Source organism: Paenibacillus sp. O199 (genome assembly GCF_001636635.1).
Taxonomy (GTDB): domain Bacteria; phylum Bacillota; class Bacilli; order Paenibacillales; family Paenibacillaceae; genus Paenibacillus; species Paenibacillus marchantiae.
Genome location: NZ_LGRP01000003.1, coordinates 368,173 through 393,215 on the forward strand (window position 1 = coordinate 368,173; position 25,043 = coordinate 393,215).

The following is a 25,043-nucleotide window of genomic DNA, read 5'->3' on the forward strand; positions in this document are numbered from 1 at the left end:
TAAGCTCAAGAATAAAAATGATAACACGCAAAAAGAGAGGCGCTGTAACATTACAGTTGCCTCTCTTTCTTGTTCAGTCTAATTGAAGACTTATTGTGCAGTTACAGCACCATCAATCGGATAAACAGCGCCATTAATATACGGAGCTTCGTCTCCTAGCAGGAAGGATACCAGATTGGCAATCTCTTCAGGCTTACCGAGACGACCGGACGGAATGCTGTCAAGGGTTGCTTTAAATACTTCAGGATTATCCTTCCCGAACTGAACCACCATTGGAGTTTCAATCGTACCTGGGGCAATGGCATTCACGCGAATGTTTTCTTTGCCATACTCAATGGCCGCTGTACGTGTTAGTCCAACTACGCCATGCTTTGTCGCTGCATAAGGTGCAACTGCTTGAACACCCACAATACCTGCTGTAGATGCCGTATTGACGATGGAACCACCGCCTGTTTTGAGCATTTCGGTAATCACATACTTCAATCCGTAAAATACACTTCTCAGGTTAATATCAATGATTTGGTCAAACTGCTCGATAGTATGCTCAATTAGTTTGATACCAGGACCAGCGATCCCGGCATTATTGAAGAACATGTCGATTCGGCCGAATTCCTCGATCGTTTTGTTAACATAATTCTCTACCTCGTTCGCCTTGCTTACATCCGTTTGTACAAAAATGGCTTTACCGCCCAGCTTCTCAATCTGTTTTACAGTTTCCTGACCCGTCTCTGCCACGAGATCAACGACCACAATAGATGCGCCCTTCTCTGCCAGCTTCAGTGCAGTCGCTTGGCCCAATCCACTTCCTGCTCCAGTGATAATTGCTACTTTTCCTTTGTGACTCATTTTGATCTCCTCCATGTGTGTTCGTCATCTGTCATCGGATCGGTTAATTCGATATGAAGCGGTCTTGCATCGGAATGCAACATATGTAGGGTGAAAAGCCTTGAATCCTGCCTGACTTTACCTATTTTAAAGGAGTTACAATTTAAAAACAAATCATATAATATGAGTGCATACTATAATATCTATCACATAGTAGACATCTCAAGAAGGGGAATTCCTTAATAAAAGCGTGTAACGTTCCCCTTCTTTTTGGTGAGATGTACAGTTTAATTTCATGCATTTACATTGTCAGATCGACGGTTGAACATGTTGCGATAATGCTAAGGAAAACCTAATACTTATCTTAACAAATTGGTTTTGGCCAGCTCAATCAGCTCATCGCCACGCCCATTCAGCACCGCCTTCATCATCCATAAGGTGAAGCCTTCGGCCTGTTTTATATTAATCTTCGGAGGCAGGGACAGCTCCTGACGGTTCACCACAACATCAATCAGAACAGGGCCATCATGCTGCAATGCACGCTCTACAGCCTCTTCCAGATCAGCCGGATCTTCAACCCGTATCCCCTCGAGACCCATCGCTTGAGCTACCATGGCAAAGTTGGGATTTACGAGCTCGGTTCCGGATTCAAGCAATCCGGCAGCTTTCATTTCCAGTTCAACAAAACTGAGTGCACCGTTGTTAAACACGACAACTTTAATCGGGAGATTATGCTGTTTAAGCGTCAGAAGGTCACCCATCAGCATGGCAATGCCGCCATCACCGGACAAAGAAATCACTTGTCTTCCCGGATCAGACACCTGTGCTCCAATTGCCTGTGGAAGAGCATTCGCCATAGTGCCATGACTGAATGAACCTAACAATCGACGATTACGGCTCATTTCAATATAGCGAGCCGCCCATACCGTAGGTGTACCTACATCGCAGGTGAAGATCGCATTTTCCGCTGCAGCATCGCTGATAACCTTGGTTAGATACTGTGGATGAATTGGCGTTTTTCCAGGTTTACCTACGGCAAGCTCATCCAATTCTTTACGCACTTTCTCGTAACGTTCCACACTTTTATGCAAATGTTTGTCGCTATGCTCTTCCGTCAGAAAAGGTAATAATGTTTCAATGGTTGCCTTTATGTCTCCGCACACTCCATAATCGAGCTTTGTACGGCGGCCAAGGTGTGAAGACTGAATATCCACTTGGAGTACAACCGCATCTTCCGGGAAGAATTGACGGTACGGAAAATCAGTTCCCAGCATCAGTAGCACATCACAGTCCATCATGGCATGATAACCAGACGAATATCCGATTAATCCTGTGAGGCCCACCGAATACGGGTTATCGTATTCCAGGTATTCCTTGCCTCGCAAAGCAATAACCATAGGGGATTTCAAGCGATCACAGAGCTGCATCAGAGGTTCACGTGCACCGGCGCAGCCTGCACCACAGAGCAACGTAATTTTTTTGCCTTGATTCAGGAATTCCGCCAGTTTCCGCAGTTCAGGTTCGGAAGGGTGTACAACAGGCTGTGTCGCATGATATACATGCTCCGGCACAGGCAGGTCAGCCGCTTCTAAAGCTGCTACATCCCCCGGCAGTATAATGACGGAAACGCCTGAACGCGCTACTGCGGTCTGCATTGCCATCGTAAAGGAACGTGGCATCTGCTTGGCTGTTGTGATGACTTCGCAATAATGACTGCATTCCTGAAACAAATACTCTGGATGAGTCGCCTGAAAATACTCACTCCCAATCTCATCACTCGGAATATGAGCAGCGATGGCAAGTACCGGTACACGGTTCCGATGACAGTCGTACAGACCGTTAATCAAGTGCATGTTTCCCGGTCCGCTACTGCCTGCACATACGGCGATACTTCCGCTCACTTGGGCATCTGCCCCGGCCGCAAAAGCAGCAACTTCCTCATGGCGGACATGAATCCATTCAATTTTACCCGAACGACGGATGGAATCGAGTACCGCATTCAAGGAGTCTCCAACGATACCATAGATGCGTTTGACGCCTGCGTTCAATAGTGCTTCGACCAGAACGTCTGCAATTGTTTTTTTCATGACAGGTCGGTCTCCTTTATTCGCTTATTTTGAGTTATGTTTCCACCGCGTTAAACTACCTATTCTTTTACCCCAATCTTTTGAAATTAGAAACAAAATCATATGTATTTATGGATATATACAAAAATCCGCTTGTCATGGACTGACAAACGGATCATGGGTTGTTATGGTTTAAAAACCGGTTCATGGCATGTTTAGTAATTCATTCACATCTATAAATCAATATTAAATGGCAGGCATCACATTGCCGCCACTGACTGGGATATAAGCTCCTGTAATAAAAGAGGACAGGTCGGAAGCCAGAAATGCTACCGCATTGGCAATTTCCTGATCTTCTCCCCTACGTTTCAACGGAACAGTTTGAATATAACCCTCATCATGTCCCGACTCATTGTTGCGATCACGCTCACTGATCGTCCATCCAGGTGCAACCTGGTTGACCGTAATCTGATATTCGCCTACCTCTTTCGCCAACACACGGTACAAACCGTCCATGCCGCGTTTTCCTGCTGTATATGCAGATTGAGTAGCAAAATTTTGCATCGCACATTCCGTATTGATACCAATGAATCGACCAGCTCTGGCTTCTTTCATATATGGGATGAATGCTTTGGCAAGATACACACTCTGCATCACACATGATTCGAACTGGCTTATATAATCATCCGGTGATTGTTCCAGCACCGTTGTCCAGGCATATTGGATGACTGCATTGGCAACAACGATATCGACATCGCCGAGGCTGGACTGAATTTCATCCCGCAACCGAAATGCCGTATCCTGCTTCGTGATATCGCCCTGAACAATGACCGTTTTTCGACCGATGGCTTCAATCTCAGCTTGAAGCTCTTTAGCCTTCGTATCATTATTTATGTAATGCAGCGCGAGATCAGCACCACAGTCTGCTAACGTACGAGCGATAACCCTTCCCAATTGACCGGTTGCGCCTGTCACCAGTGCCGTTTTACCTGTAAGATCCAATTTCATAGGGACAGTCCCCTCCTTTGAGCAACGTGTAATTATGAAATCTTGCGATGAAGAAAGAAGGATTTTAAAATGATGTAACCATCATTAATCAAACTGGAAAACGCTTTCGAAGTTCATGCTATTTTCGGTTTGGTTCAATGAGACTCATCATTTTATTAATTTCCGTGCTGAATGAGATCGATTTCCTGGAAGCGACTAACTTCTTTTTCCCACCGTTCTTCCACATATTTGCGGTGAACCGGGTGATCATTATATGCATCATATGCAGCCTGATTGGCGAATACCATCGAAAAACTGTAATCAAACTCGTTCTTTTCGCTCACCTGACGCAGGACCTGGAATTGCTCTACACCGGGAATATTCGCCAGTGCATCCGCACTTTCTTTCAAAAATGCCTCTGCTTCTGGTGTATCTTTACCTGCGTAAAGTGTAAACGTTACCATATGATTGATGTTGCTCATCTCTATTTCCTCCTCCAATATGTCTGACTCTGTTTCCTAGTGTACATCCGAAACTATTGTAAGCGCAATAATTGGTTGAATTAATTTTAGAGGAATTGAATATATATGGGTATTAGAATTACTTTTAAGTCGGAATTACATGGGTTTACCTATCGGCATGTATACAAAAAAACCTCAGGATTAATCCCGAGGTTTTCTTGTAATGGTTTGGACAACCTATTTGATGTTGTATTTACGGTTAAATTTATCAACACGACCACCGATGTCCACGTTTCTTTGTTTACCAGTGAAGAATGGGTGGGATGCGGAGCTAGTGTCCACACGGATTACTGGGTAAGAGTTACCATCTTCCCATTCCATTGTTTCGTTCGAGAATTTAGTCGAAGAACTCAGGAATTTGTAATCAGCACTTGCATCGAAGAAAATTACTGTTTGTGTCTTTGGATGGATATCAGCTTTTGGCATAATCTATTTACACTCCTTTAATATGGGTACTTCTTAGAATAGAACTAAATTTTATTATACTCTTTTTTTGGACGAAGTACCAGTCGGAATTGAAGAAACGATAAATATTTTATAATTCACTATGATTTGCACAGGTTTCAGAGTTCAAGTTAAGCCCTTCTCCAGCACATTTAGCATATATTCCAAAGCTTCAAGTTCATCTCTTCCCCGTGTCTGCAATCTCACCACACTGCCATGTCGAATGGGGAGAAGCGCCATTCCGAGCAGGCTTTTGACATCTACACGATGCTCATGATTCGCATCCATAAATGACAATGAAATATCCGAGGCAAAACGCGACGCTTGCGAAGATACAGACATCAGATCATCTCGGTGGAAATCAGAGTGAATCATAAATTCATGTGTTCTCACAACCTTCAGTTCCTTTCGCTAGATGCTGATTAACCCATTTGGTGTGTATCATTTTATATATTAAAATCTTCAAGCATTATACCACGTTATGGAAGCTTGTTTAATCCTTTTATGGCGAAAAATACAAAAAAAGAAGCCCTAAATATCAGGGCTCCTTTGAACTAGATTCATTTGCCGTTCGGATACACCATCACTTTCAGACTGCCACTTTTGTTGTGCAATGCCCGTTCCATGGCCTGCTGCGTCTCCTCAAGCGAATAACGGTCAGTAATCAGGGACATTACATCATGCTGGCCTGAACTCAGAAATTCAATTCCCGCCGGATACGTATTGGCGTAACGGAAGATTCCGTATATATCCACCTCGTTGTCCGCGATAAAAGGAACATTCAAGGCAATTTCGTCCTGTGCAGGCAGTCCTACAATAGCAAGCTTGCCTCCTCGCCGGAGCGAATATAATGCCGACTGAAGCGCCTTCGGATTCCCCGCAGTTTCCCAAGCCGTATCTACACCGACGCCGTTCGTTAACTCACGGATCACCGCCTGTGCATCCTCGTTCCGTACATTAATGGTATGGGTTGCGCCCATACGACGAGCAGCCTCTAACCGAACTTCCTCCAGATCGGTGACGATGATGCGTTCTACGCCAAACGATTTGGCAGCTGCAACGGCCATCAATCCAACAGGCCCCATGCCCATAATGGCAAGTGTAGTGCCCGGAGCCAGTTTACTGCGTCTTGCAGCATGAATGCCAACCGAGAAAGGTTCATTCATGGCTGCTTCTTCAAAAGACAGATGATCCGGGATCGGGAAAACCATATCTTCACGAATGGTCATGTACTGTACAAATGCCCCATCCACCGGAGGCGTCGCCAGAAATTGCACATCGGGACACAGATTATAACGACCTTCTTTACATGCCGTGCATCGTCCGCAGGTTACCCCGGGCTCAATGGCTACCCGATCTCCTTCTTTCAACCGTGAAACTCTTGAGCCTACAGCCGCTACAATACCTGCACATTCATGTCCAAGTATAATCGGTTTCTCAACTACAAATCGGCCAATTCTACCATGTTCAAAATAATGCACATCCGATCCGCAGACGCCAACGGCCATCACCTGAATGAGCACCTCGTCTTCAGCCGGCTGTGGTACAGCCTGTTCCTCAATGATGATGTGCCCAGGCTCTGTCATGACAGCAGCCTTCATGGTTACGGGTAATTGATGATCTCCCATATGTTCCCTCCTTCTCGTGTATGTCAACGTTGTTCTTTCCTCTGAAGAAGATTCGACTGTTCTAGTTTTCGTATCCAGATTAATATATCGTTCTTCCTTGTTCATCGGCAATACCACTTTTACGATAGAAGTACGTATTGATCATGTCTCGCCATTCCTTGGCGTGCTCCGCCTGCCCTGCCTGTAACGCAGACACCTTATCAAATACATTTGGATCAATCTTGCCTTCCAGCTGTCTCCAGGTCTGTGCTAATGCTTTCGCCTGCTCTGCTCCATCAAAATGTGTATCATAAATGTGCTGAATGACCGTTTTGCCAGAATTCAGAACATGCGTATACGGGACATGGTGGAAAAATAATAGCAGCTCGTCCGGACAGGACTCTACGAATTCATATCTTTCGGCATTTTCGCGGTGGTATTGCGATGTATATCCCGTTCCACAGCTCACTGTCCGGTCCACACCAATGCCATCACAATCGGCAAAATGATACGTGCCCCACTTGGAATATTCATAGCCATCCACATTAGGCCCATAATGGTGCTCCGGATTAACCATCCAGCCTACACCGAGTGGTGCCGTATAACTTTCGTAGATATCGAGCGAATTCAAAAGCATGCCAGAGATTAGACGAACGACCTCTTCGTCATGTCCGAATGTAAGTCTGACCCACTCCTCCGCAATCTCTTCCGATGACAGCTCTGGATTCCAAGCAAGTCTTCCATATCCATATAGATTCGCCTGAGCGAGCGGATGTCCTGTCCAGCAAGCATCTGCACCGATATTGGATACTGCGGCAAAGCCGCTGTAGGGCCTGTTGTACAGAGAACCGTCAGCAATGCGTTTGATTTCAGAACCCGGCCCCTTGGCGAACGTATCAAAATCCAATACTTCTTTCCACTGTGGAATCAGATAACACAGATGCCGCTGCTGACCCGTATACTCTTGCGTAATCTGGAACTCCAATACCTGATTTGTGTTCTCCATTGCTCCGAACAGTGGAGATACGGCCTCGCGAACCTGAAAGTCCATTGGCCCATTCTTGATCTGCAAAATGACGTTATCCGCAAATCGGCCATCCAGTGGTTTGAAGTGGTCATATGCCGCCCGTGCACGATCCGTGGAGCGGTCACGCCAGTCTTGTTTACAGTTATAGACGAAGCAGCGCCATATTACCAGTCCACCAAACGGGCGAAGTGCCTCGGCCAGCATGTTCGCTCCATCGGCATGATCACGGTTATATGTGAAGGGTCCTGGCCGATTTTCGGAATCCGCTTTGATCAGATAGCCGCCAAAATCCGGGATTGCCGCATACACCTTGGCTGTCTGAATGTTCCACCATTCACGGACCTGTTCATCCAGCGGATCTGCCGTAAGCAATCCACCAATCTCGATCGGACTAGCGTAGTTGGCGCTAAGGAACAATCGGATACCGTACGCTCTGAATTGGGCAGCAACCTTCGCAACATCGCCGAGGAAACGTTCTGTCAGGAACAGGCTCTCAACCTGATGAACGTTAACGTTATTGATTGAAATGGCGTTAAGGCCTGTAGAAGCGAGCAATCTGGCATAATCTCGAATACGCCCGAGGTCACGAGTGAATTCTCCATTGTCATAGAAAATGGATTTTCCAGCATAACCACGCTCAATGCTTCCGTCCACATTATCCCACTGATTGATCATGCGTAATGCATTAACAGGCTGCTCTGAAATGTAGCTTAATCTTACCTCAGCAGGATGCACTTCGTTTGAGTTTCCTTGCTCCAGAACAAGCTCTCTCAACAAATGAAAAGTACCATATAGAACACCTTGAGGGGTTTCAGAACCAATAAACAGCCTACCCTGCTCTTTATCTTCGCGGATAATATAACCTTCTCCCTGCACGGTAGAGCGTTCCGTGTCGCTGAAGGCCTGAGCCACGGCTTCTGAACCCGTCCATGTGCCAAGCCAGATCCCTTGTGCCTCCTGGTGGGCTGAATCCGACTTGCTCACTTGACTGACAGTTTCCTGATTAACTTTCGGTTTGATGCCAAACAGCTTATCCAGTCCCTGAGTCAGCTCGGCTGATGCTGTTGATATAATTTCCTGATCTTCCGCTACAGTCACGATATGACTCCAGATAGGGGCTGATTTTTTGACCGCTTCTTTTACTGCGGTTTGACTTTGAAGATATCCAAGCCACGCATCATATTGCGGGCCGGAGATATTGGATTGAACGGTTGTGTTGCTCATTGTACAGCCTCCTTGCTGGCATAGATCTGTTCCAGACGATTACCTTTGCCTTCGAGCAGCCATAGAATCGATGTTACACCGCGCGGGTAATACTTGCTTCCGACCGCCACACCGGCCAGGATCTGGTCACTCCAACACCAGTAGGATTCCTCTGGATGCAACAGCCAGTTTACATGAGCAGCGTCAGAAGCCTGCCCTATTTCATCCCATTCCACGCCCAGCAGTTCTCGTGCGATGAATTGGGATAGATATATTTTGCTGAGCCATGAGTTATTGCTCGTAGAGGATAGCTTCCAGCCTCCATCTTCAAACAGACAAGTACCAGGGACAAGAACTGTTTTAAAATGGGTCCGAAGCGCTTGCAGGTAAGGCCCGAAACGGCCATTTACATCCAGCGCGCCTTCACAGCCGGTGAAGTATGGGAACACCAAGCCTTCAATGGCTGGAATGATGCGGGAATCATTATTTTCGGCGATCACTGCCGGAATGTAGCCACCGTCGGTTAACTGGGCTGCTATACTGGCTGCACAGCGATCCGCCTGACGTCCTGCATGATGAGACAGTTCAGCCAGCTTCTCTGCAGCGAACAGCTTCTCCAGTGCAACATAGACGGCCCAGCATTTTCCTGCCAGATAGATGTTGTTGCGGGATTGTCCAAGTGACACATCCAGGCTGTCGTAAGTGGTAATCTCGGCTCCGCCCTTGGTACGACTGCTATCCAGCCCCATTAGACCATTGCGTTGGTGTTCATCCGGATGATCCCGGTTTAACATGCTTTCGAAGCAATCCCGAATGACGGGCAGCATCTCCTTAACAAATTCCCGATCCTGCGTCTGTTCAATATATACAGTTGCACAGCAGAGCCAGTTGACCAGTTCCTCGTGGCTCATTTGCGAGAAGCAGTCATCAATGCCCACGAGTTCATACGCCGAGTGCCCTGGACGTGAGAATACATTGGCTACGCCGATATCATGCGTGAAAGTAATGCCGCCCGGATATTCTTTCTCTTCGCCCGGGAACAGCACTTGATCTGTATAACTGTAGCGTTTCACAAACCACTCTAACTCGTTACGCACGGTCCAAGGGTTTAAGGCAAGTTCAAAATACAACTGATCTGCGGTCAGATCAAGTGTGTTCATCATCCGGTATTCGCCTTCATTTACGATCCAGAACGGCTCTCCATCCGCATCCAGCAGTTGTGTACTTGCATAATAGCTGTGAATGGAATGGGCAAGCATAAATGACTGATCTTCACTCAAAGCAGCTACTCCGAGACGTTGCTCAATTTCCTTACAGGAAGCAGTCAGCTCGTTGAAACGGTTAAGCGCATATTTCCCGGCTTCCTGGATATCTGCAAAATAACGTGTATACCAATAGGTCGTGTCCATACCCGAAGTAACGATCCCGCCGCGATAAAAACAGACGGCAAATTGGTACGTACGCTTCTCTCCGGCGGGAACGTCCATCAACAACGCAGCTGTTTCACCTAGACCGAAGGCCAGATTCTCACGATGTTTCTCCTGCAATATCTTCTCCAATGTAAATCCTCGAGCAGGCCATAGACCCTCATCCGCAGATAAAATGGCAGTTAGGCGACCTTGTCCAACCCCGGTTAATGCCCCACCCTCAGGTCCTCCGATGATACGCATGGCTGAGTAAGGATCATTTCCCTGGTAGCCAAAATATGCTTTACGCGACTGGCGTCCTTGCGTGTTATCAATTGTTATCTCCACCAGCACCACAGGCACAAGCGCATCCATTATTGCTTCACGATCACCACTCAGCGGTTCGGGTACAGGACGCACAGGTGAGTAAATACGGAAAGTCAGATCACCCGCCGTCCACGTATCTGTTCCCGAAGTAAACTCGCGCGTAATCTCTTCATCGCGGAACGCTGAAATTAGCGGGCGTGTTCCCTGTGCTGCCGCTGGTGTGCTCAATCCTTTTTCTGTCGAGGCCGAAGACACCTGATCTGAATCCGAATTGTCCACTTTCTCTACATCATATCGAACACTTGCATCTTCAACGGCTTCGAAAAATGGTAAAGCTTCGTAGTTCTCACTGTCGCGAGATTGTAAACCGATATATATATTCTGATCTGCTGGCTTGCCAAGCTCCAGGCCTAGTCCGCCTTTGGCTCCTTTGTATCCAAGCGTAAAGCTGGCAAAAGCCCCGATCGGTGAGTGATGGGCATTATAAAAGATGGACTTGGATGTGCTCATGAACGATGACCCCTCTCAAAATGGTTTGCATACGTTTTCATTAGCCCCATCCTACCATGGGCATTCCACCGTAGACCATGGTCAAATCAATCGGATATTTACCCAAATCAAGCTAATAGACTATAATATAAATAAAGCGGTTACATCTGTTTCTATTTTTATTAAGGGGGTCTTCCATGTCTTCCACCTATTTGCCTCCCGCTCTGGGAGAGAGTATGCATGAGGTGTTTTACCCAGATGTACAAACAACGGTGAATTTGTTCGCTATACATTTGCGAAGTGTCGGCGCGGATTGGGATTATCCAGCTCACGAACATCCACAATATGAGCTGAATTATGTAACAGAAGGCGAACAATATATGACCGTGAACGGCAAACTGTATATTCAAAAGGCTGGCGAATTGCTCCTGATTCCTCCAGGAAGCACTCATTCCAGCCTGAGCCATAACGGCAAGGGGTTTACGTATTTTTGCATGCATTTTGATATTGATGATCAGTTATTTCTCTCTTTGCTTGCACGAATCAAGCAGGTTTTGTTCGATGCAGACAGTCCGGTTACCCACCAGATCGAGCCTGTACTTCGCAAATTAATGTCTTCTGCGGATAACCGGGCGGCGAGTACGATGGTGCAGCGCATGCAGCTGCAATCGGCGGTATTTGAGTTGTTCGGCCATTTATGGGAGGCTGTCTCTCAGGAAGCAGCTCAAATGTTTACGGACGGATATGAAAAGATCGAACTGGCCCATCAAATTCGTAATCGGCTGCAAGGACTGGTGAGTCAGCAATTCAAGCAGGGACGTGAGTCCGACAGCCATTATGGCATTGATGATATTGCAGCAGAGCTGGGCATCAGTTCCTCACATTGTAACCGTGTATTTCGGCAGGTATATGGTCAGTCTCCGCGTGTATATTTATCTGAAATGGTTCTGCATGAATCCAAAGTTCTGCTGGGCAACCCTAAGTTGTCGGTTCAGAACATCGCTGCCATGCTAGGTTACAAGGATATTGCCCATTTCAGTCGTCAATTCAAGCGCTGGTCAGGGATTTCACCCACACGCTACAGACAGGAACAGCCTGTTCCGGAATGAGCTTCATCCATTGAAGATCATTCCAGTATGGCCTCTACGTTGTATATGATTAAACGCCGGTTCTTTTATTTCAAAAGACGTTTAATCGTCTTCAGCTTGTTATCGTATGGCGGATATAAAATCGACAAGTTCAATCTGGTGCTCTTTTTGAGCACACTTTTCATATGAGAGAAGGTCTCCAGGCTATAACGCCCGTGATATGAACCAAGACCAGAATGTCCTACCCCTCCAAAAGGCAGACGTGGGTTGGCTACATGGGTAATCGTATCGTTAATGCATCCTCCCCCAAAAGAAACCTCGCGCATCACTTTATCTTGTAGTTGTGTATCTGATGTAAAGAGATATAGCGCCAGCGGTTTCGGCCGCTTCTCAATTCCTGCAATCGCCTCATCAATATGGGAATAACTGATAATCGGCAGAATCGGACCAAAAATTTCGTCTTCCATCGTTGCCGCTTCCCACGATTCAGCATCAATAAATGTCGGTTCAATAAAGCGGTCTTCCTCATCGGATTGACCACCATAGATGACGAGGGCTTGATCGCGTTCAATAAGGGTAGTGAGACGTTTGAAATGCGCCTTGTTGACGATTCGCCCATAATCTCGATTATGCTGAATATCTGTGCCAAAGAACATTTCCACTGCTTCTTTCATTTCGGAGATCAACGAATCTTTCACCTGTTCATGCACAAGCAGATAATCCGGAGCGATGCAGGTCTGACCCGTATTGAGCAGCTTTCCCCATATAATACGCTGTGCAGCCACTTTGATATCTGCATGCTTATCTACGATGACTGGACTTTTACCGCCAAGCTCCAGCGTCACTGGAACGAGATTTTTGGCAGCGGCCTCCATGACAATTTTGCCAACGGGTACACTTCCTGTAAAAAAGATATAGTCAAAAGGCGAATTAATAAGCGCCGTGGTGGTGTCTTTGGCTCCTTCGACCACGTGAACGTATGCTGGTTCGAATACCGAGCTAATCATCTCGCGAATAACAGCTGAGACGGCTGGTGTGTTCTCTGATGCTTTGAGGACTGCCGTATTGCCTGCTGCCAACGCACCAACCAGGGGTTCAATTAACAGCTGGAATGGATAGTTAAAAGGTCCAATAATCAATACCGCACCATAAGGCTCAGGAATGATATAACTTTTCGACCCGATCAGCGTGAATTGGGTTTTGACTTTGACCGGCTTGACCCATTTCTTCACTTGCCGAATGGTGTGCGTGATACTATCCAGCATGAATCCAATCTCTGTAGTATAAGATTCGAACTCACTCTTGCCCAAATCCTGATAGAGCGCCTCAGTAAGACGGGACTCATACTTCTGAATCGCCTGTTTCAACCGGGTTAAATGTGTAATGCGAGACTCGGCCGAACGAGTAGCCCCTGAGCGAAAAAACTGCCGTTGCTGCTGTAAAATTTCTTCGACTTCATGTGCGCTTAATTCCTGCATGACACTCATATAATACAACTCCTCTTCGAGTTAATGATGATTCGTTTAAACATACGAACATTTAGCCCACATGCCTAGGCATGTTAACAACTCTTGCTTATAAACACTCTTCTTCCAACGCGCCAACCAGTTCCTTCAACAGCTCTACCGAGGACCTTAATGAAGCGGAATAATATCGTTGTGTGCCCTTCTGTTCTACGGAGATGAGCCCTTTTTCAAGCAATAACTTGAGATGATGAGATATAGCAGGCCGGGATAGGCTGAACTGCTCTGTAATTTCATTCACTGTCATGCTGCCCTTCTCACTAAGAGCAAGTAATATCGCCTGACGATGATTGTCGCTAAGTACCTGGAATAAGGGGATGCAGGTTTGAAAAATAGATATTGCTTTTTGTCCCATGGTTTCACCTCTATTATATGTCTACAGATATCACAATTTTCATGTCTGTTGGTTTAAACATTTGAACCTAATGACTATAGTTTACTCCAGCATCCCGCTAACAGCAAGCCTTGTGCGATAAATTTTAGACTAACTTATATAAAGCGCTTCCATACTACCATACAAGTATGGTAGTATGTTCTTGAAGGAGTTGAGATTATGGAATATCCCCCTAGGTCTTCGTCCAAAGCCGAATTATTGTCATCCTTAATTAACCCGTCTTCTCTGAACAAACAGGCATTCTCTTCTCGTGAGGCGGTCTATACGACGTTGAAGCAGTTGATTCTGAGTTTGAAGCTGCCTCCCGGTACCGCCATCTCGGAGAAAGAGATCTCGCTTGAGTTCAATGTAAGTCGGACCCCTGTTCGAGAAAGCTTTGTCCGATTAGCGCAGGAAGGTCTGCTGGAAGTCTATCCGCAGCGAGGTACCTATGTATCTCTGATTCAGGTTGATCTCGTGGAGGAAGCACGTTTCATGCGTGAGCAGCTTGAGCGTGCCGTCATACGGCTCGCGTGTGTCCAATTTCCAGATGAACACATGAAAATATTGGAGCAGAACCTTGCGCAGCAGCAGGAATGCATACTTGAACCGGATGATGAACGAATGTTCGGATTGGATGAGGAATTCCATAGTACTCTCTTTGCAGGCTGTAACAAAAAAAACACCTGGTCCGTGATCCAGCATATGAACGTGCATCTGAACCGGAGCCGAATGCTCCGTCTGTCTTCGGATCATCATTGGGATCATTTGCTCGAACAGCATCGATCCATGGTACAGGCGATACAACAGCATGATGCCCAAACGGCAGAGCACATTATGCAGGAACATCTGCATTTGACCGTAACGGATCTGGCTGTCCTGCGGGATACATACCCTTCCTATTTTCAATGATGATGGATCTACCTGTTCTTTAAACTAATCTTGATGAGGTGAATGTGATGAGAATGGTTTTTCGCTGGTTTGGAGAAGGCAATGATACCGTAACACTTGACCACATCCGGCAGATTCCCGGAGTCGAAGGCATTGTATGGGCGCTGCATGATGTTCCGGCAGGTGAGGAATGGCCCATGGACAAAATTCTGGCAGTCAAAGCTGCTGCAGATCAGGCCGGGTTACATCTGGATGTCGTTGAGAGTGTTAACATTCATGAAGACATCAAGCTCGGTCTGCCTACACGTGATCAATATATTGAGAATTACAAAAAAACGATGGAAAAACTCGCCCAGGTAGGCGTTAAAGTGATCTGTTACAACTTCATGCCGATCTTTGATTGGCTGCGTACCGATTTGCATAAGGAGATGGAAGATGGCTCTACCGCCCTCTTCTACGAGAATAGCAAAATCGCCGATATTGAACCGCTGGAATTGGTTCGACGCATTACCGAAAATTCCGCATTGACGATGCCCGGCTGGGAACCGGAACGATTGCAGTATTTAACAGGTCTGTTCGAAGCCTATAAGGATGTAACAGAGGAAGATATGTGGGAACACGCTCGTTATTTCCTGCAGGAGATCATTCCTACTGCTGAACGGTTAGGTATTCGAATGGCCATTCATCCGGATGATCCGCCTTGGCCGATCTTTGGTCTGCCGAAAATTATTACGAGTCAAGACAATGTTCGCAGATATCTGAACTTGTATGATAGCCCTTACAATAGTGTAACGTTGTGCAGTGGCTCTCTTGGAGCTAATCCAAACAATGATATTATCGGTATGATCCACGAGTTCAAGGACCGTATTCCTTTTGCTCATATCCGTAATGTAAAAATCTATGATAATGGAGACTTTATCGAGACATCCCACCGCAGTCAGGATGGAAATGTCGATATTGCCGGTGTTGTGGAAGCCTATCACGATATTGGATTTGAAGGTTATGCACGACCGGATCATGGACGTCATCTCTGGGGAGAACAATGTAGACCGGGATATGGACTCTATGATCGGGCTCTGGGAATTATGTATCTGTGGGGCGTTTGGGACTCCCTGCAAAGGAGGTCAAAAGCATGAGTGAATTTACCAAAGAAAGATCAACTCGTCTGGAAGGCAGAACAGCTGTAATTACTGGCGGGGCAGGTGTTCTATGTCGTTCTATGGCTGAAGAGCTCGCGCGACATGGCGCAAGTGTAGCCATTCTGAACCGTACCGTATCCAAAGGGGAAGAAGTTGTTGCAGCAATTGAGTCTGCGGGTGGAAAAGCGATCGCTGTAGCTTGTGATGTGACCCAGACCGATAGTGTAATAGCGGCAGCAGCTGTTGTTCAGGAGAAGCTTGGACCTTGCGATATCCTTATTAACGGAGCGGGTGGCAACCATGCCAGCGCCAATACCACGAATGAAATTTTCAGACAGGAAGATTTGGAGCAGCCGGATATCACTACTTTTTTTGATGTAAGTGTCGAGGGATTCCGTCAGGTGATGGATCTGAACTTTGTTGGGTCCCTCATCCCTACCCAAATCTTCGCAAGACAAATGATAGAACGTGATGTTCCAGCTACCGTCATTAATATTTCGTCCATGAGTGCCCCTTCGCCCATGACCAAAGTTCCTGCGTACAGTGCAGCCAAAGCGGCGATTAACAATTTCACGCAATGGCTTGCGGTACATCTGGCCGAATCGGGAATCCGAGTAAACGCCATTGCACCAGGATTCTTCCTGACTGAACAAAACCGTAATCTGCTGCTTAAGCCGGATGGCTCGCCGACCGAACGTTCAAGTAAAATCATTGCGCACACGCCAATGCGCCGCTTCGGCAAACCGGAAGATCTTCTAGGCACGCTGATGTGGCTGGCAGATGAACGTCAGTCCGGTTTTGTTACAGGTACGGTTATTCCTGTAGATGGTGGGTTTATGGCTTACTCGGGTGTATGACCTCTATTCTATTTACTATTCCATGGATTTACCGAATTAAAGATATGTAACGAATGATTAACCGAAGCCTGGAGCACTTAGCCAGGTTTCGGTTTTTTGCGTTCAAGAATAAGATTATCCAGCCTAGGAAAAGCTTGTTATAGCCCACAAATATGCTGGGTGGAATTAAAGAATGGCTTCAAGCATTCACATTTTCAATCTGTAAGATGAAGCGAAGGAAGGTGATACATACATGATGGAAGAAACATGGGTTGTTGCTGTGCGATCGATTATCGCCTTTCTGACCCTGATCATCTATACCCGGGTGCTGGGCAAACAACAAATGGGCAACTTGACGTATTTTGATTACATTAACGGTATTACGATCGGTTCCATCGCAGGTACATTTGCGACCGATCTATCTTCCAAGGCGTGGATTCATTTTGTGGCCTTGACCATTTTCACCATTATCACGATTATTTTTCAGTATATTACGCTGAAAAATCGTACCATCTCCAAACTGATGGACTCTGACCCCACACTGATCATCCAGAATGGTAAAATTCTCGAACAAAACCTGAGTAAAATGCGTGTGAAATTTGACGAATTGACCATGATGCTGCGGCAAAAGGATGTATTTGACATCACTACGCTGGATTATGCCATTCTTGAACCGGACGGCAGTCTCTCTGTTGTGTTGAAACCAGAGAATCAACCGGTAACCGCGAAGGACATGCATATGCATCCTGCCAAGAGCAAGCTGATGACCGAGATTATCATTGATGGCGTGCTGATTAAGCAAAATCTGGAGGAACGAAACAAAGATACGAACTGGCTCAGCGAGCAGCTTAAAAAGCAAAAAGTGACGATACAGGATATTGCTTTTGCCGCCATATTGCCTAACGATAAATTGTATATTGATCTATTTAAAGATAAGATCACCGAAAAAATCGATATGGGCGATTATGAGGGGCCTTTCTAAATTTACATGAAGGAGGCGATTGAATGAAATCGCGTTTCTGGTTGCTGTATGTGCTTCCGATCTGCCTCATTCTTGTGTTCGTTGCGATAATGGCAAGCGGAGCCCTTCTCAAAAAGCCCTTTGGTGCTGATGATCGCTTGCTTGAATCTGTACAAACATTGCAGAAACAGGTTGAGGGCAAAAAATGGACTGAAGCCAAGTCCCAAATCGATTACGCGATGAAAGCCTGGGACAAGATCGTCAATCGCATACAGTTCAGTGTGGAGCGTGAGACGATTTACGATATTCTGGGTACCCTTGCACGGATGAAGGGCGGTATTGCCGCAGAGGATGATAAGGCGATCATGGAAGAAATTTATTACTTTTATGTGTTATGGGACAATCTTGGAGATTGACACGAAGACACGCAAAAAGGCACTCTCCTTTAATAAAAAAGGAAGTGCCTTCTCTGTTTTCTAAACATTACGCCCGCGTAATCCACGGGATTTTGACGTGCGGACTGTGCTTTCTTTTCGGAAAAAGAGCGTCAGTGCTCCCTTCGCACACCACAGTGCAAACAGTGCAAATAACGTTCCCCAGAACAGTGCCGGGAGAAATGTCTGCTGAGCCAGATTGGCTGCATCCCCTGCCCGGGAAGGCTGTGTCCAGGACATTAGCCCAACATACATGGCACTAACTACGGACTCTTCCAGTGTGAGGAAAGCCAGCAACAAATAATAGAATTTCGCGATTTTGGCACCAAAGATCATAATCACAACATTCAGCGCACTAAAGCCTGTAAGCCAGAGCATGCCGAATTCTCCCCTTACATAAAAGAGAAGCGACACAAGAGCTACACCCGTCATAATGCCGATCCCCCACATGTGCCGTCCTTTCCGGTAAAGATAGAATAACAGCCAGGCAAAGAGAGACGCCGTGACATACCCCGCTAAGGAAACCAATATAGATCTGCCTGGTGTCAGCATGGATGAATATGTAACGCCACTGTGATCAGCGTATAACTCAATGCGCAATACTTTGCCGGATAACAACAGTGTTACCAGTGCATGGCCAAATTCGTGTATCATCGTATCCAGGTTACGGAACAATGAAGAAAATGGGATAAAGCGGGTCAGTAGCGCTGAACCCACCAGAAACAGTATGGTTTTGAGCCATTTATTCAATCCGGTCCTACCTCCCTTGCCTCCGAGTAAAAATACCTATCACTATACTACGTGGCTACACTGTAATCGTTTCGATCCATGAAATGTGCGGCGCAATATTGCATCCACCAGCAGAAACTCCGGTTATGACCTATGAAAAAAGAAGACAGATCATATCGACCCGTTCCTGTCTCCAGTGTGGCAAGCAATCTATTGCGCATCTGCGACAGCGCATAAGTCACAAATCGATCGGCTGCCTCATTTTGTATAAGTGTAACATAGGCATAAAGGGAATGATCTATCGGCTCATCGAGCGGGCTCACACCAGCACAAGAAAACTCGGTACGTACGCCCGCTCTGTGAAGCAAAGTCAAGGCATCAACTAACTCAACATCCACTTCGACATCGTTCCAAATCTCCGTTCTCTTCGCTGCCACGGTCTGCTTCTCGCGTTCCGTCCACTGCATTAACTCCAGCTTGCGTCTTCTCCATAGATGGGCAGGCTGCTGGCTTAATAGTACTTCCTGTTCTTCATCTGAATCCATAAGGCGTTTCCTCCCGTTCCCCGCATGATCTCCGTCACCTTGAACAACGAAAAGAGCACATCCCTGTGCTCTCTGCGTGGCCAAAGGCAAAGGAATGGCTGTGCCATTCCTCAGCATGTTGTATTATTGTACCTTTTTCGATGACAGGCATCAAATGGGTTCTCTTTTTTCGTAAATTCAACTTGTTAAAGTAGCAAAACCGCTATTCATTCAGTGCCAGTTTCAGTGCCTCCAAATTCTGCCGCATTACGCCGATGTAATCCATTCCAGCTGCGATTTCCTCTTCCGTCAACCCTTCAATCGGGTTCAATACAGCTGTTTTGGCTCCTACTTCGTTGGCGATAGTCTCTGATACTTTGGATGAAACCAACGTTTCGAAGAAAATCGTCTTCACCTGATGCTCCTTGGCAAAATCAATAACGGATGCCATTTGAGCTGCGGAAGGCTCTTGTTCAGGAGACAGACCGGCAATCGGTACTTGCTGCAGACCGTATTCCTTTGCAAGATAACCGAACGCAGCATGCTGTGTGATGAAATCTTTACGTTTGCTGTCTGCTACAGCTGCCTTGAAATCCTGATCCAGTGCCTCAAGTTTGGCAACATAGGCGTCGGCATTTTGCTTGAATTGCTCCGCATGTTCAGGCGAAGCCTGTGCGAGTCCAGCCTCGATATTCCGTACTTCCTTCACGGCAAGTGCAGGTGACAGCCAAACGTGGGGATCAAGTCCACCGTGATCATGATCATGTGTATGTGTATGTCCTTCTTCTGCTTCGGCGTCATGATCGTGATTATGCTCCTCTGTTGTCGCTTCATCCGCATGGTCATGCGTGTCGGTTGTATCGGCATGTTCGTGATCATGCTCCTCTTCTTCCGATCCTTCCAGCAGATCGATCCCATGACTCGCTTCCACTTGAATGAGTTTGGCATTGCTCAGACTACCCGTAACTTGATCGATCCAGGATTCCATTCCCGCCCCATTATAAACAAGCACATCCGCTTTTTCGATGCTCGCAATATCCTGTGGTGTCGGCTCCCAATCATGTGGCTCCATACCCGTAGGAACGAGTGTATGAACATTAGCCAGATCACCCGCTACATTTTTGGTGAATTCATACATTGGATAAAAGCTGACTTCAACGTTCAGTTTGGCCTCTTCGGTCTCTGCAGGTGCTGGCGTGTTAGCCGAGCTGGTACTGGAATCGGAAGCGGACTGATTTTGTCCACAACCGGCTACGATAAGTGTAAGACTGAATAATAGTGCAAGAGCTGATTTTTTATTGAATTTCATGTGGCGTATTCTCCCTTGAATGTATGAATAGAGTTGCAAGTTGTTGTTTTCTCTCTTTACGATGACGTTTACGGTTATATCGTCCAATCAGCTTTTGTGCTGATATGCCAATCAATAGAAAGACCAACAGGATGAGAGCAATCGTTCCTCCCGGTGGTGTGTTTAGATGGTAAGAGGTTGTCAGTCCGCTAAAAATACCAATTAATCCAGTGACGACAGCAATAAGGATCGCTGCCGCAAAGCTGCGTGACAATCTCAGTGCCAGGGCAGCGGGCAGTACAATTAAAGCAGACACAAGCAATACGCCGACAATCGGCATGGCTGAAGCAACAGTCATTCCTGTCAGAATGGCAAATGCAAAGGATAAACCTTTAACCTGAATGCCTCCAATGGAAGCTGTCTCTTCATCAAACGTCAAATTGTACAGTGGCCTTCTGAGCACGATGAAAAAAATCAGTCCGATGACGCACACAGCCGCCATAATCCATAACTGCATATCACTAACGGCAACGATGGAACCGAACAGGTAAGAGCTGAATGTCTTGGACAGATTGGTTTTCAGACTCATGAGCACCACAGCAAGGGCCAGACCCGACGTCATAATGATCGCTACAGGCACCTCGCTATATGTCAGGTAATTTCGCCGGAGTTGTTCCACCAGCAATGCGCCGATAATCGCAATCGCAAATCCACAGATCACCGGATCTAGGTTCATCACAGAACCCAGGGCAACCCCTGCCAATGAAACATGGGACAACGTATCCGCCATTAGCACCTGCCGTCGCAGCATCAGATAGACTCCTAAAATTGGAGCAATGACTCCGATCAGTCCGCCTGCCCAGAAAGCACGCTGCATGAATTCGTATTCAAACACTGCCATTCCTCACTTTCTTGCCGCTCCAGGGTAATCGTCCGGTCCAACCGGTTGCCCATCTCTTCTAATCCGTGGGTGACCATAATAATGGTCAGTGCATGAACGTCTGCATAATGGCGCATCAGATCATAGAATCCTTCACGGCTGCGCCGGTCCATGCCTGTAGTCGGCTCATCCAGCACGAGTACCTGCGGCTGGCCTGCCAAGGCTCTGGCAATGCAGATTCGCTGCTTTTGTCCACCAGATAGTTCTCCAACCCGGGCGTTGCGATATTCCCACATGCCGACTTCCCGCAAGCTGCGTTCCACAATGGCTTCCTGCTCGGATGTGAATCTGCGGAACAAGCCGAGTTTGCGGTAACATCCGGATCGCACCAGTTCGATCACCGTACTGGGAAATCCACTGTTGAATGATGCTACCTGTTGAGGTACATATCCGATGTTCAGCTTACTGCCACGTACGGACTGCACATTCATATGTACCGTGCCGCTCCAGGGCTGTAACAGCCCCAGCAGCAATTTCAGCATGGTTGTCTTCGCAGAACCATTCGGTCCTGTAATGCCGACAAACTCCCCCACATGGATATCCAGCGACAGTTGGTCAATGACTGGCTCTTTGCCGTATCCGAATACCACATCACGCATGGAAGATAGAATCATGGCTTTTCCTCTTTTCGTAAATATTACGATTTAAAAACGACAAAAAAAATTATCTTGTTTCCCGGTGAATGGTCATTTTCTTTAATCGTGGTGAATACTTCTTCAATTCGATCCGTTCCGGATGGTTACGCTTGTTCTTGGTTGTTGTATAGTTGCGATCTCCGCACTCGGTGCAGGCTAAGGTTACAATGACTCTCATGGATATGGCCTCCTTTGATCTATTTAATCGTAATAATTACTATTTAATGAGTTTAGCCCATGCTTTTATGTTTGTCAACTCCACGCTGGAAATGGATCTTTCAGTTCTCGCCAGTTCATTTGCATCTCTTCTTCTGTAAGGAGCGTCTCATCTAGCGTCCGTTTGATCTCCGCTCGGTCCATGTCTATCCCGATAAACACCAGTTTCGTAACCCGATCGCCCCACTGCTCATCCCAATCCGGAATAGGTGGAAGAGTATCACCAAAATGCATTTGTCGCTCTTCGTCACTAATCGCGCCTACCCACAACCCGGCTGGTCCCAACTGCTTGGATGTTCCCGCATGACTGAACGATATCGCCATATGGTTACGTGTAGCCAGCCACATTAAACCTTTGGAACGCACAATACTATCAGGCCATTTCGCAATCCAACGCAGCAAACGCTCCGGATGAAACGGACGTTTCCGGTGGTACACAAATGAGTGAATGCCATACTCCTCTGTCTCAGGTGTGTGCTCTTCCTTCATTAATTCGCGGATCCAGCCCGCAGACTGGCTTGCTTTTTCAAAATCAAACCGTCCGGTATTCAATATCTCCCTTGGGTCAATCTGTCCATGTGTGGTGCGAATAAGTCGGGCTTCCGGCTGCATCGCGTGTAGTGCTTTCTCAAGTTTGAGTAATTCATCTTCCGATACCAGATCACACTTGTTCAAAATCAGCACATCACAGAATTCAACCTGATCCGTCAGCAGATGAACGATCCCTCGTACATCGTCCTCTCCGGCTTCCTGGCCCCGATCCTTCAACGTTTCTTTGGAATAGAAGTCGCGCCAGAACTGGGCAGCATCCACTACTGTCACCATCGTATCGAGCCGCGTAAATTTCGTTAAATCGATCCCCAGCTCTTCATCAATATACGTAAATGTCTGGGCAACGGGGACTGGCTCTCCAATACCTGTCGATTCAATCAATATATAGTCAAAAGAACCGTCCAGCGCAAGCCGTTCCACCTCTTTCAGCAAATCCTCACGCAGCGTGCAGCAGATGCAGCCATTGGACATCTCTACCAGCTTCTCATCAATACGTGACAATCCACCACCATCCCGGATTAAACCAGCGTCAATATTGACTTCACTCAGGTCATTCACAATGACAGCGACTCGCATACCCTCTCGATTATGAAGCACATGGTTAAGCAATGTCGTTTTGCCTGCGCTCAGATATCCACTTAAAACCGTCACCGGAACTCGGGGTAGTACTTGTTGTTGTTCTGTCATTTTAATTACTCCCTTCCATTTATCCTCTTAAAACTAAAAAAATCGGAATGCTATGTAGCTTACACTCTACCGATGGGCTGAAAAATAACCATTACTTAATAGTAATAATTACGATTATCAAAATAAACTATAACTGAACATCGTTTCTTTTGTCAACATTAGAAGTTTTCAAGGTCCAGATATGTAAATCGTAAAAATGTTGATTAATTACTACGAACGAGTATGATGGGGATGGTACAAGCATATATTTTACCAAAGTCCCGGTTCTGGAGGTTTATCCCATGAAAATGGCAGCCAATCTTAAGCTCCTGTCATTCCTGATTCCCTGCGCATTTTTTGTTCCCGTGTTAATCACGATGGCTCCCAATCTGAAAGGAGCATGGAACAGTGAAGCCTTACAAAATATGAAAACAGTATTCATCAGCATTTTCCTCGAAGCCGCTCCATTTCTGCTCATAGGGGTGCTGTTATCTTCGCTAATGCAATGGTTTGTATCTGAGGAAATGATTCGCAAACTAACGCCTAAGAACCCCGTCGGAGGTGTGCTGGTAGCGGTTCTGCTGGGAATCGTTTTCCCCATCTGCGAATGTGGCATGATTCCGGTCGTTCGACGGTTGATGCATAAAGGCATGCCCCCCTATATCGCGGTGACCTTTATTCTTAGCGGCCCTGTAGTAAATCCGATTGTCTTTACCGCGACCCTGCTCGCTTTTCCTTCCCATCCCGAAATTACGATCGCCCGTATGGGACTGGCCTTTGCTGTAGCAGCTGCGATCGGTGGTCTGGTGTATATGTTCGTCCGCCAGAATCCATTGCGTAAACCGAAGACTACAGTGACAGAGGTCAAGACACATCCCGGATTTAAAATGGCACAGCCTCATTCCCATTCTACCGATCATGATCACGTGCACGATAAAAACTGGCGCAGCTTTTTCATCCATGCGGGTGACGAATTTGTTGATATGAGCAAATATTTGGTGATTGGTGCTCTAATAACAGCCTGCATTCAAACCTTTATCAGCCGCAGTGATCTCATTTCTCTGGGTAACGGGCCTGTTGCCTCCTATGCTTTCATGATGGGTTTTGCGTATGTATTGTCTCTCTGTTCGACATCCGATGCGTTCGTAGCCTCAGCCTTCTCTCACACGTTTGCGTTAGGGCCGCTATTATCCTTTCTCGTTCTCGGTCCAATGCTTGATTTCAAAAGCACATTGATGCTGCTCTCCACCTTCCGCACCCGGTTTGTTATTGGCTTGAGCCTGGTGATTATTGCGTTGGTTTTCGCGGGATCGTGGTTGATTAACCTTTTGGCATGAGCATGTATG

The 25,043-nt window shown here is 46.6% G+C and carries 25 protein-coding genes; 7 read left to right on the plus strand and 18 right to left on the minus strand.

The window, feature by feature from the left end:
- Nucleotides 1–90 precede the first annotated feature (90 nt).
- The 9 genes from A6049_RS06620 to A6049_RS06660 form a co-directional block, all read right to left on the minus strand.
- Entirely contained in the window at nt 91–846 is a 756-nt protein-coding gene (locus A6049_RS06620; protein ID WP_063563872.1) for an SDR family NAD(P)-dependent oxidoreductase, read from the minus strand.
- A 338-nt stretch (nt 847–1,184) separates the two neighbouring features.
- The gene (poxB, locus tag A6049_RS06625; protein WP_063563873.1) at nt 1,185–2,912 is read right to left on the minus strand and encodes a ubiquinone-dependent pyruvate dehydrogenase; all 1,728 of its coding nucleotides are present in this window, start codon (nt 2,910–2,912) and stop codon (nt 1,185–1,187) included.
- 225 nt (nt 2,913–3,137) lie between these two features.
- The gene (locus A6049_RS06630; RefSeq protein ID WP_063563874.1) at nt 3,138–3,899 is read right to left on the minus strand and encodes an SDR family NAD(P)-dependent oxidoreductase; all 762 of its coding nucleotides are present in this window, start codon (nt 3,897–3,899) and stop codon (nt 3,138–3,140) included.
- A gap of 155 nt (nt 3,900–4,054) precedes the next feature.
- Nucleotides 4,055–4,360 carry a Dabb family protein gene (locus A6049_RS06635; RefSeq protein ID WP_063563875.1) on the minus strand — a complete coding sequence of 102 codons (306 nt, stop codon included), beginning with the start codon at nt 4,358–4,360 and terminating at the stop codon, nt 4,055–4,057.
- A gap of 216 nt (nt 4,361–4,576) precedes the next feature.
- Nucleotides 4,577–4,825, minus strand: coding sequence for a type B 50S ribosomal protein L31 (locus A6049_RS06640; protein ID WP_063563876.1), 249 nt, complete (start codon nt 4,823–4,825; stop codon nt 4,577–4,579).
- A 144-nt stretch (nt 4,826–4,969) separates the two neighbouring features.
- On the minus strand, nt 4,970–5,236 hold the full coding sequence (locus A6049_RS06645) for an HPr family phosphocarrier protein (RefSeq protein ID WP_063563877.1): 267 nt from the start codon (nt 5,234–5,236) through the stop codon (nt 4,970–4,972).
- A 167-nt stretch (nt 5,237–5,403) separates the two neighbouring features.
- Nucleotides 5,404–6,471 carry an NAD(P)-dependent alcohol dehydrogenase gene (locus A6049_RS06650; RefSeq protein WP_063563878.1) on the minus strand — a complete coding sequence of 356 codons (1,068 nt, stop codon included), beginning with the start codon at nt 6,469–6,471 and terminating at the stop codon, nt 5,404–5,406.
- Nucleotides 6,472–6,550: 79 nt separating this feature from the next.
- Nucleotides 6,551–8,701: an alpha-glucuronidase family glycosyl hydrolase gene (locus A6049_RS06655; RefSeq protein ID WP_063563879.1), complete on the minus strand. Its 2,151-nt coding sequence runs from the start codon at nt 8,699–8,701 to the stop codon at nt 6,551–6,553.
- Nucleotides 8,698–10,923 (minus strand): glycoside hydrolase family 52 protein, encoded by a 2,226-nt coding sequence (locus A6049_RS06660; RefSeq protein ID WP_063563880.1) that lies wholly within the window; start codon nt 10,921–10,923, stop codon nt 8,698–8,700. The genes A6049_RS06655 and A6049_RS06660 overlap by 4 nt, the downstream gene beginning before the upstream one ends.
- A 176-nt stretch (nt 10,924–11,099) precedes the next feature.
- Between A6049_RS06660 and A6049_RS06665 the strand changes: the two genes are divergently transcribed.
- A complete protein-coding gene (locus tag A6049_RS06665) occupies nt 11,100–12,011 on the plus strand; it encodes a helix-turn-helix domain-containing protein (protein ID WP_063563881.1) in 912 nt (303 codons plus the stop codon).
- 65 nt (nt 12,012–12,076) lie between these two features.
- Here A6049_RS06665 and A6049_RS06670 read toward each other — a convergent pair whose 3' ends face one another.
- Together A6049_RS06670 and A6049_RS06675 are read right to left on the minus strand one after the other, a co-directional pair.
- The gene (locus tag A6049_RS06670; protein ID WP_063563976.1) at nt 12,077–13,468 is read right to left on the minus strand and encodes an aldehyde dehydrogenase; all 1,392 of its coding nucleotides are present in this window, start codon (nt 13,466–13,468) and stop codon (nt 12,077–12,079) included.
- A gap of 97 nt (nt 13,469–13,565) precedes the next feature.
- A complete protein-coding gene (locus A6049_RS06675) occupies nt 13,566–13,868 on the minus strand; it encodes an ArsR/SmtB family transcription factor (RefSeq protein WP_063563882.1) in 303 nt (100 codons plus the stop codon).
- Between the two features lie 198 nt (nt 13,869–14,066).
- On the opposite strand from A6049_RS06675, the gene A6049_RS06680 reads away from it, so the two are divergent.
- From A6049_RS06680 to A6049_RS06700, 5 genes are all read left to right on the plus strand, one after another.
- A complete protein-coding gene (locus A6049_RS06680) occupies nt 14,067–14,798 on the plus strand; it encodes a GntR family transcriptional regulator (protein WP_082935071.1) in 732 nt (243 codons plus the stop codon).
- A gap of 47 nt (nt 14,799–14,845) precedes the next feature.
- Complete coding sequence (gene uxuA, locus A6049_RS06685) at nt 14,846–15,913, plus strand: mannonate dehydratase (RefSeq protein ID WP_063563883.1); 1,068 nt, start codon at nt 14,846–14,848, stop codon at nt 15,911–15,913.
- Nucleotides 15,910–16,773 (plus strand): SDR family oxidoreductase, encoded by an 864-nt coding sequence (locus A6049_RS06690; RefSeq protein ID WP_063563884.1) that lies wholly within the window; start codon nt 15,910–15,912, stop codon nt 16,771–16,773. The genes uxuA and A6049_RS06690 overlap by 4 nt, the downstream gene beginning before the upstream one ends.
- 232 nt (nt 16,774–17,005) lie before the next feature.
- Nucleotides 17,006–17,734: a DUF421 domain-containing protein gene (locus tag A6049_RS06695; protein ID WP_079695960.1), complete on the plus strand. Its 729-nt coding sequence runs from the start codon at nt 17,006–17,008 to the stop codon at nt 17,732–17,734.
- A gap of 23 nt (nt 17,735–17,757) precedes the next feature.
- Nucleotides 17,758–18,129: a DUF4363 family protein gene (locus A6049_RS06700; protein ID WP_063563885.1), complete on the plus strand. Its 372-nt coding sequence runs from the start codon at nt 17,758–17,760 to the stop codon at nt 18,127–18,129.
- Between the two features lie 60 nt (nt 18,130–18,189).
- Here the strand turns inward: A6049_RS06700 and A6049_RS06705 are convergent, their stop codons facing one another.
- From A6049_RS06705 to A6049_RS06735, 7 genes are all read right to left on the minus strand, one after another.
- Complete coding sequence (locus tag A6049_RS06705) at nt 18,190–18,897, minus strand: M50 family metallopeptidase (RefSeq protein WP_063563886.1); 708 nt, start codon at nt 18,895–18,897, stop codon at nt 18,190–18,192.
- A gap of 47 nt (nt 18,898–18,944) precedes the next feature.
- A complete protein-coding gene (locus tag A6049_RS06710; RefSeq protein ID WP_063563887.1) occupies nt 18,945–19,421 on the minus strand; it encodes a hypothetical protein in 477 nt (158 codons plus the stop codon).
- A 202-nt stretch (nt 19,422–19,623) separates the two neighbouring features.
- A complete protein-coding gene (locus A6049_RS06715; RefSeq protein WP_063563888.1) occupies nt 19,624–20,709 on the minus strand; it encodes a metal ABC transporter substrate-binding protein in 1,086 nt (361 codons plus the stop codon).
- Nucleotides 20,696–21,589 (minus strand): metal ABC transporter permease, encoded by an 894-nt coding sequence (locus tag A6049_RS06720; RefSeq protein ID WP_063563889.1) that lies wholly within the window; start codon nt 21,587–21,589, stop codon nt 20,696–20,698. Before A6049_RS06720 ends, A6049_RS06715 begins: the two co-directional genes overlap by 14 nt.
- Nucleotides 21,535–22,242 (minus strand): metal ABC transporter ATP-binding protein, encoded by a 708-nt coding sequence (locus A6049_RS06725; RefSeq protein WP_063563890.1) that lies wholly within the window; start codon nt 22,240–22,242, stop codon nt 21,535–21,537. Before A6049_RS06725 ends, A6049_RS06720 begins: the two co-directional genes overlap by 55 nt.
- 49 nt (nt 22,243–22,291) lie before the next feature.
- Nucleotides 22,292–22,441: a 50S ribosomal protein L33 gene (rpmG, locus tag A6049_RS06730; protein ID WP_024631975.1), complete on the minus strand. Its 150-nt coding sequence runs from the start codon at nt 22,439–22,441 to the stop codon at nt 22,292–22,294.
- Nucleotides 22,442–22,515: 74 nt separating this feature from the next.
- Nucleotides 22,516–23,718: a GTP-binding protein gene (locus A6049_RS06735; RefSeq protein WP_063563891.1), complete on the minus strand. Its 1,203-nt coding sequence runs from the start codon at nt 23,716–23,718 to the stop codon at nt 22,516–22,518.
- A gap of 281 nt (nt 23,719–23,999) precedes the next feature.
- Here A6049_RS06735 and A6049_RS06740 point away from each other — a divergent pair, with 281 nt between their 5' ends.
- Entirely contained in the window at nt 24,000–25,034 is a 1,035-nt protein-coding gene (locus A6049_RS06740) for a permease (RefSeq protein ID WP_063563892.1), read from the plus strand.
- Nucleotides 25,035–25,043 lie beyond the last annotated feature (9 nt).

Excerpts from the sequence above, each read along its gene's own strand:
- A6049_RS06620 (WP_063563872.1), bottom strand. The coding sequence starts at position 846 with ATGAGTCACAAAGGAAAAGTAGCAATTATCACTGGAGCAGGAAGTGGA.
- poxB (WP_063563873.1), bottom strand. The coding sequence starts at position 2,912 with ATGAAAAAAACAATTGCAGACGTTCTGGTCGAAGCACTATTGAACGCA.
- A6049_RS06630 (WP_063563874.1), bottom strand. The coding sequence starts at position 3,899 with ATGAAATTGGATCTTACAGGTAAAACGGCACTGGTGACAGGCGCAACC.
- A6049_RS06635 (WP_063563875.1), bottom strand. The coding sequence starts at position 4,360 with ATGAGCAACATCAATCATATGGTAACGTTTACACTTTACGCAGGTAAA.
- A6049_RS06640 (WP_063563876.1), bottom strand. The coding sequence starts at position 4,825 with ATGCCAAAAGCTGATATCCATCCAAAGACACAAACAGTAATTTTCTTC.
- A6049_RS06650 (WP_063563878.1), bottom strand. The coding sequence starts at position 6,471 with ATGGGAGATCATCAATTACCCGTAACCATGAAGGCTGCTGTCATGACA.
- A6049_RS06655 (WP_063563879.1), bottom strand. The coding sequence starts at position 8,701 with ATGAGCAACACAACCGTTCAATCCAATATCTCCGGCCCGCAATATGAT.
- A6049_RS06660 (WP_063563880.1), bottom strand. The coding sequence starts at position 10,923 with ATGAGCACATCCAAGTCCATCTTTTATAATGCCCATCACTCACCGATC.
- A6049_RS06665 (WP_063563881.1), top strand. The coding sequence starts at position 11,100 with ATGTCTTCCACCTATTTGCCTCCCGCTCTGGGAGAGAGTATGCATGAG.
- A6049_RS06670 (WP_063563976.1), bottom strand. The coding sequence starts at position 13,468 with ATGCAGGAATTAAGCGCACATGAAGTCGAAGAAATTTTACAGCAGCAA.
- A6049_RS06675 (WP_063563882.1), bottom strand. The coding sequence starts at position 13,868 with ATGGGACAAAAAGCAATATCTATTTTTCAAACCTGCATCCCCTTATTC.
- A6049_RS06680 (WP_082935071.1), top strand. The coding sequence starts at position 14,067 with ATGGAATATCCCCCTAGGTCTTCGTCCAAAGCCGAATTATTGTCATCC.
- uxuA (WP_063563883.1), top strand. The coding sequence starts at position 14,846 with ATGAGAATGGTTTTTCGCTGGTTTGGAGAAGGCAATGATACCGTAACA.
- A6049_RS06690 (WP_063563884.1), top strand. The coding sequence starts at position 15,910 with ATGAGTGAATTTACCAAAGAAAGATCAACTCGTCTGGAAGGCAGAACA.
- A6049_RS06695 (WP_079695960.1), top strand. The coding sequence starts at position 17,006 with ATGATGGAAGAAACATGGGTTGTTGCTGTGCGATCGATTATCGCCTTT.
- A6049_RS06700 (WP_063563885.1), top strand. The coding sequence starts at position 17,758 with ATGAAATCGCGTTTCTGGTTGCTGTATGTGCTTCCGATCTGCCTCATT.
- A6049_RS06710 (WP_063563887.1), bottom strand. The coding sequence starts at position 19,421 with ATGGATTCAGATGAAGAACAGGAAGTACTATTAAGCCAGCAGCCTGCC.
- A6049_RS06715 (WP_063563888.1), bottom strand. The coding sequence starts at position 20,709 with ATGAAATTCAATAAAAAATCAGCTCTTGCACTATTATTCAGTCTTACA.
- A6049_RS06720 (WP_063563889.1), bottom strand. The coding sequence starts at position 21,589 with ATGGCAGTGTTTGAATACGAATTCATGCAGCGTGCTTTCTGGGCAGGC.
- A6049_RS06725 (WP_063563890.1), bottom strand. The coding sequence starts at position 22,242 with ATGATTCTATCTTCCATGCGTGATGTGGTATTCGGATACGGCAAAGAG.
- rpmG (WP_024631975.1), bottom strand. The coding sequence starts at position 22,441 with ATGAGAGTCATTGTAACCTTAGCCTGCACCGAGTGCGGAGATCGCAAC.
- A6049_RS06735 (WP_063563891.1), bottom strand. The coding sequence starts at position 23,718 with ATGACAGAACAACAACAAGTACTACCCCGAGTTCCGGTGACGGTTTTA.
- A6049_RS06740 (WP_063563892.1), top strand. The coding sequence starts at position 24,000 with ATGAAAATGGCAGCCAATCTTAAGCTCCTGTCATTCCTGATTCCCTGC.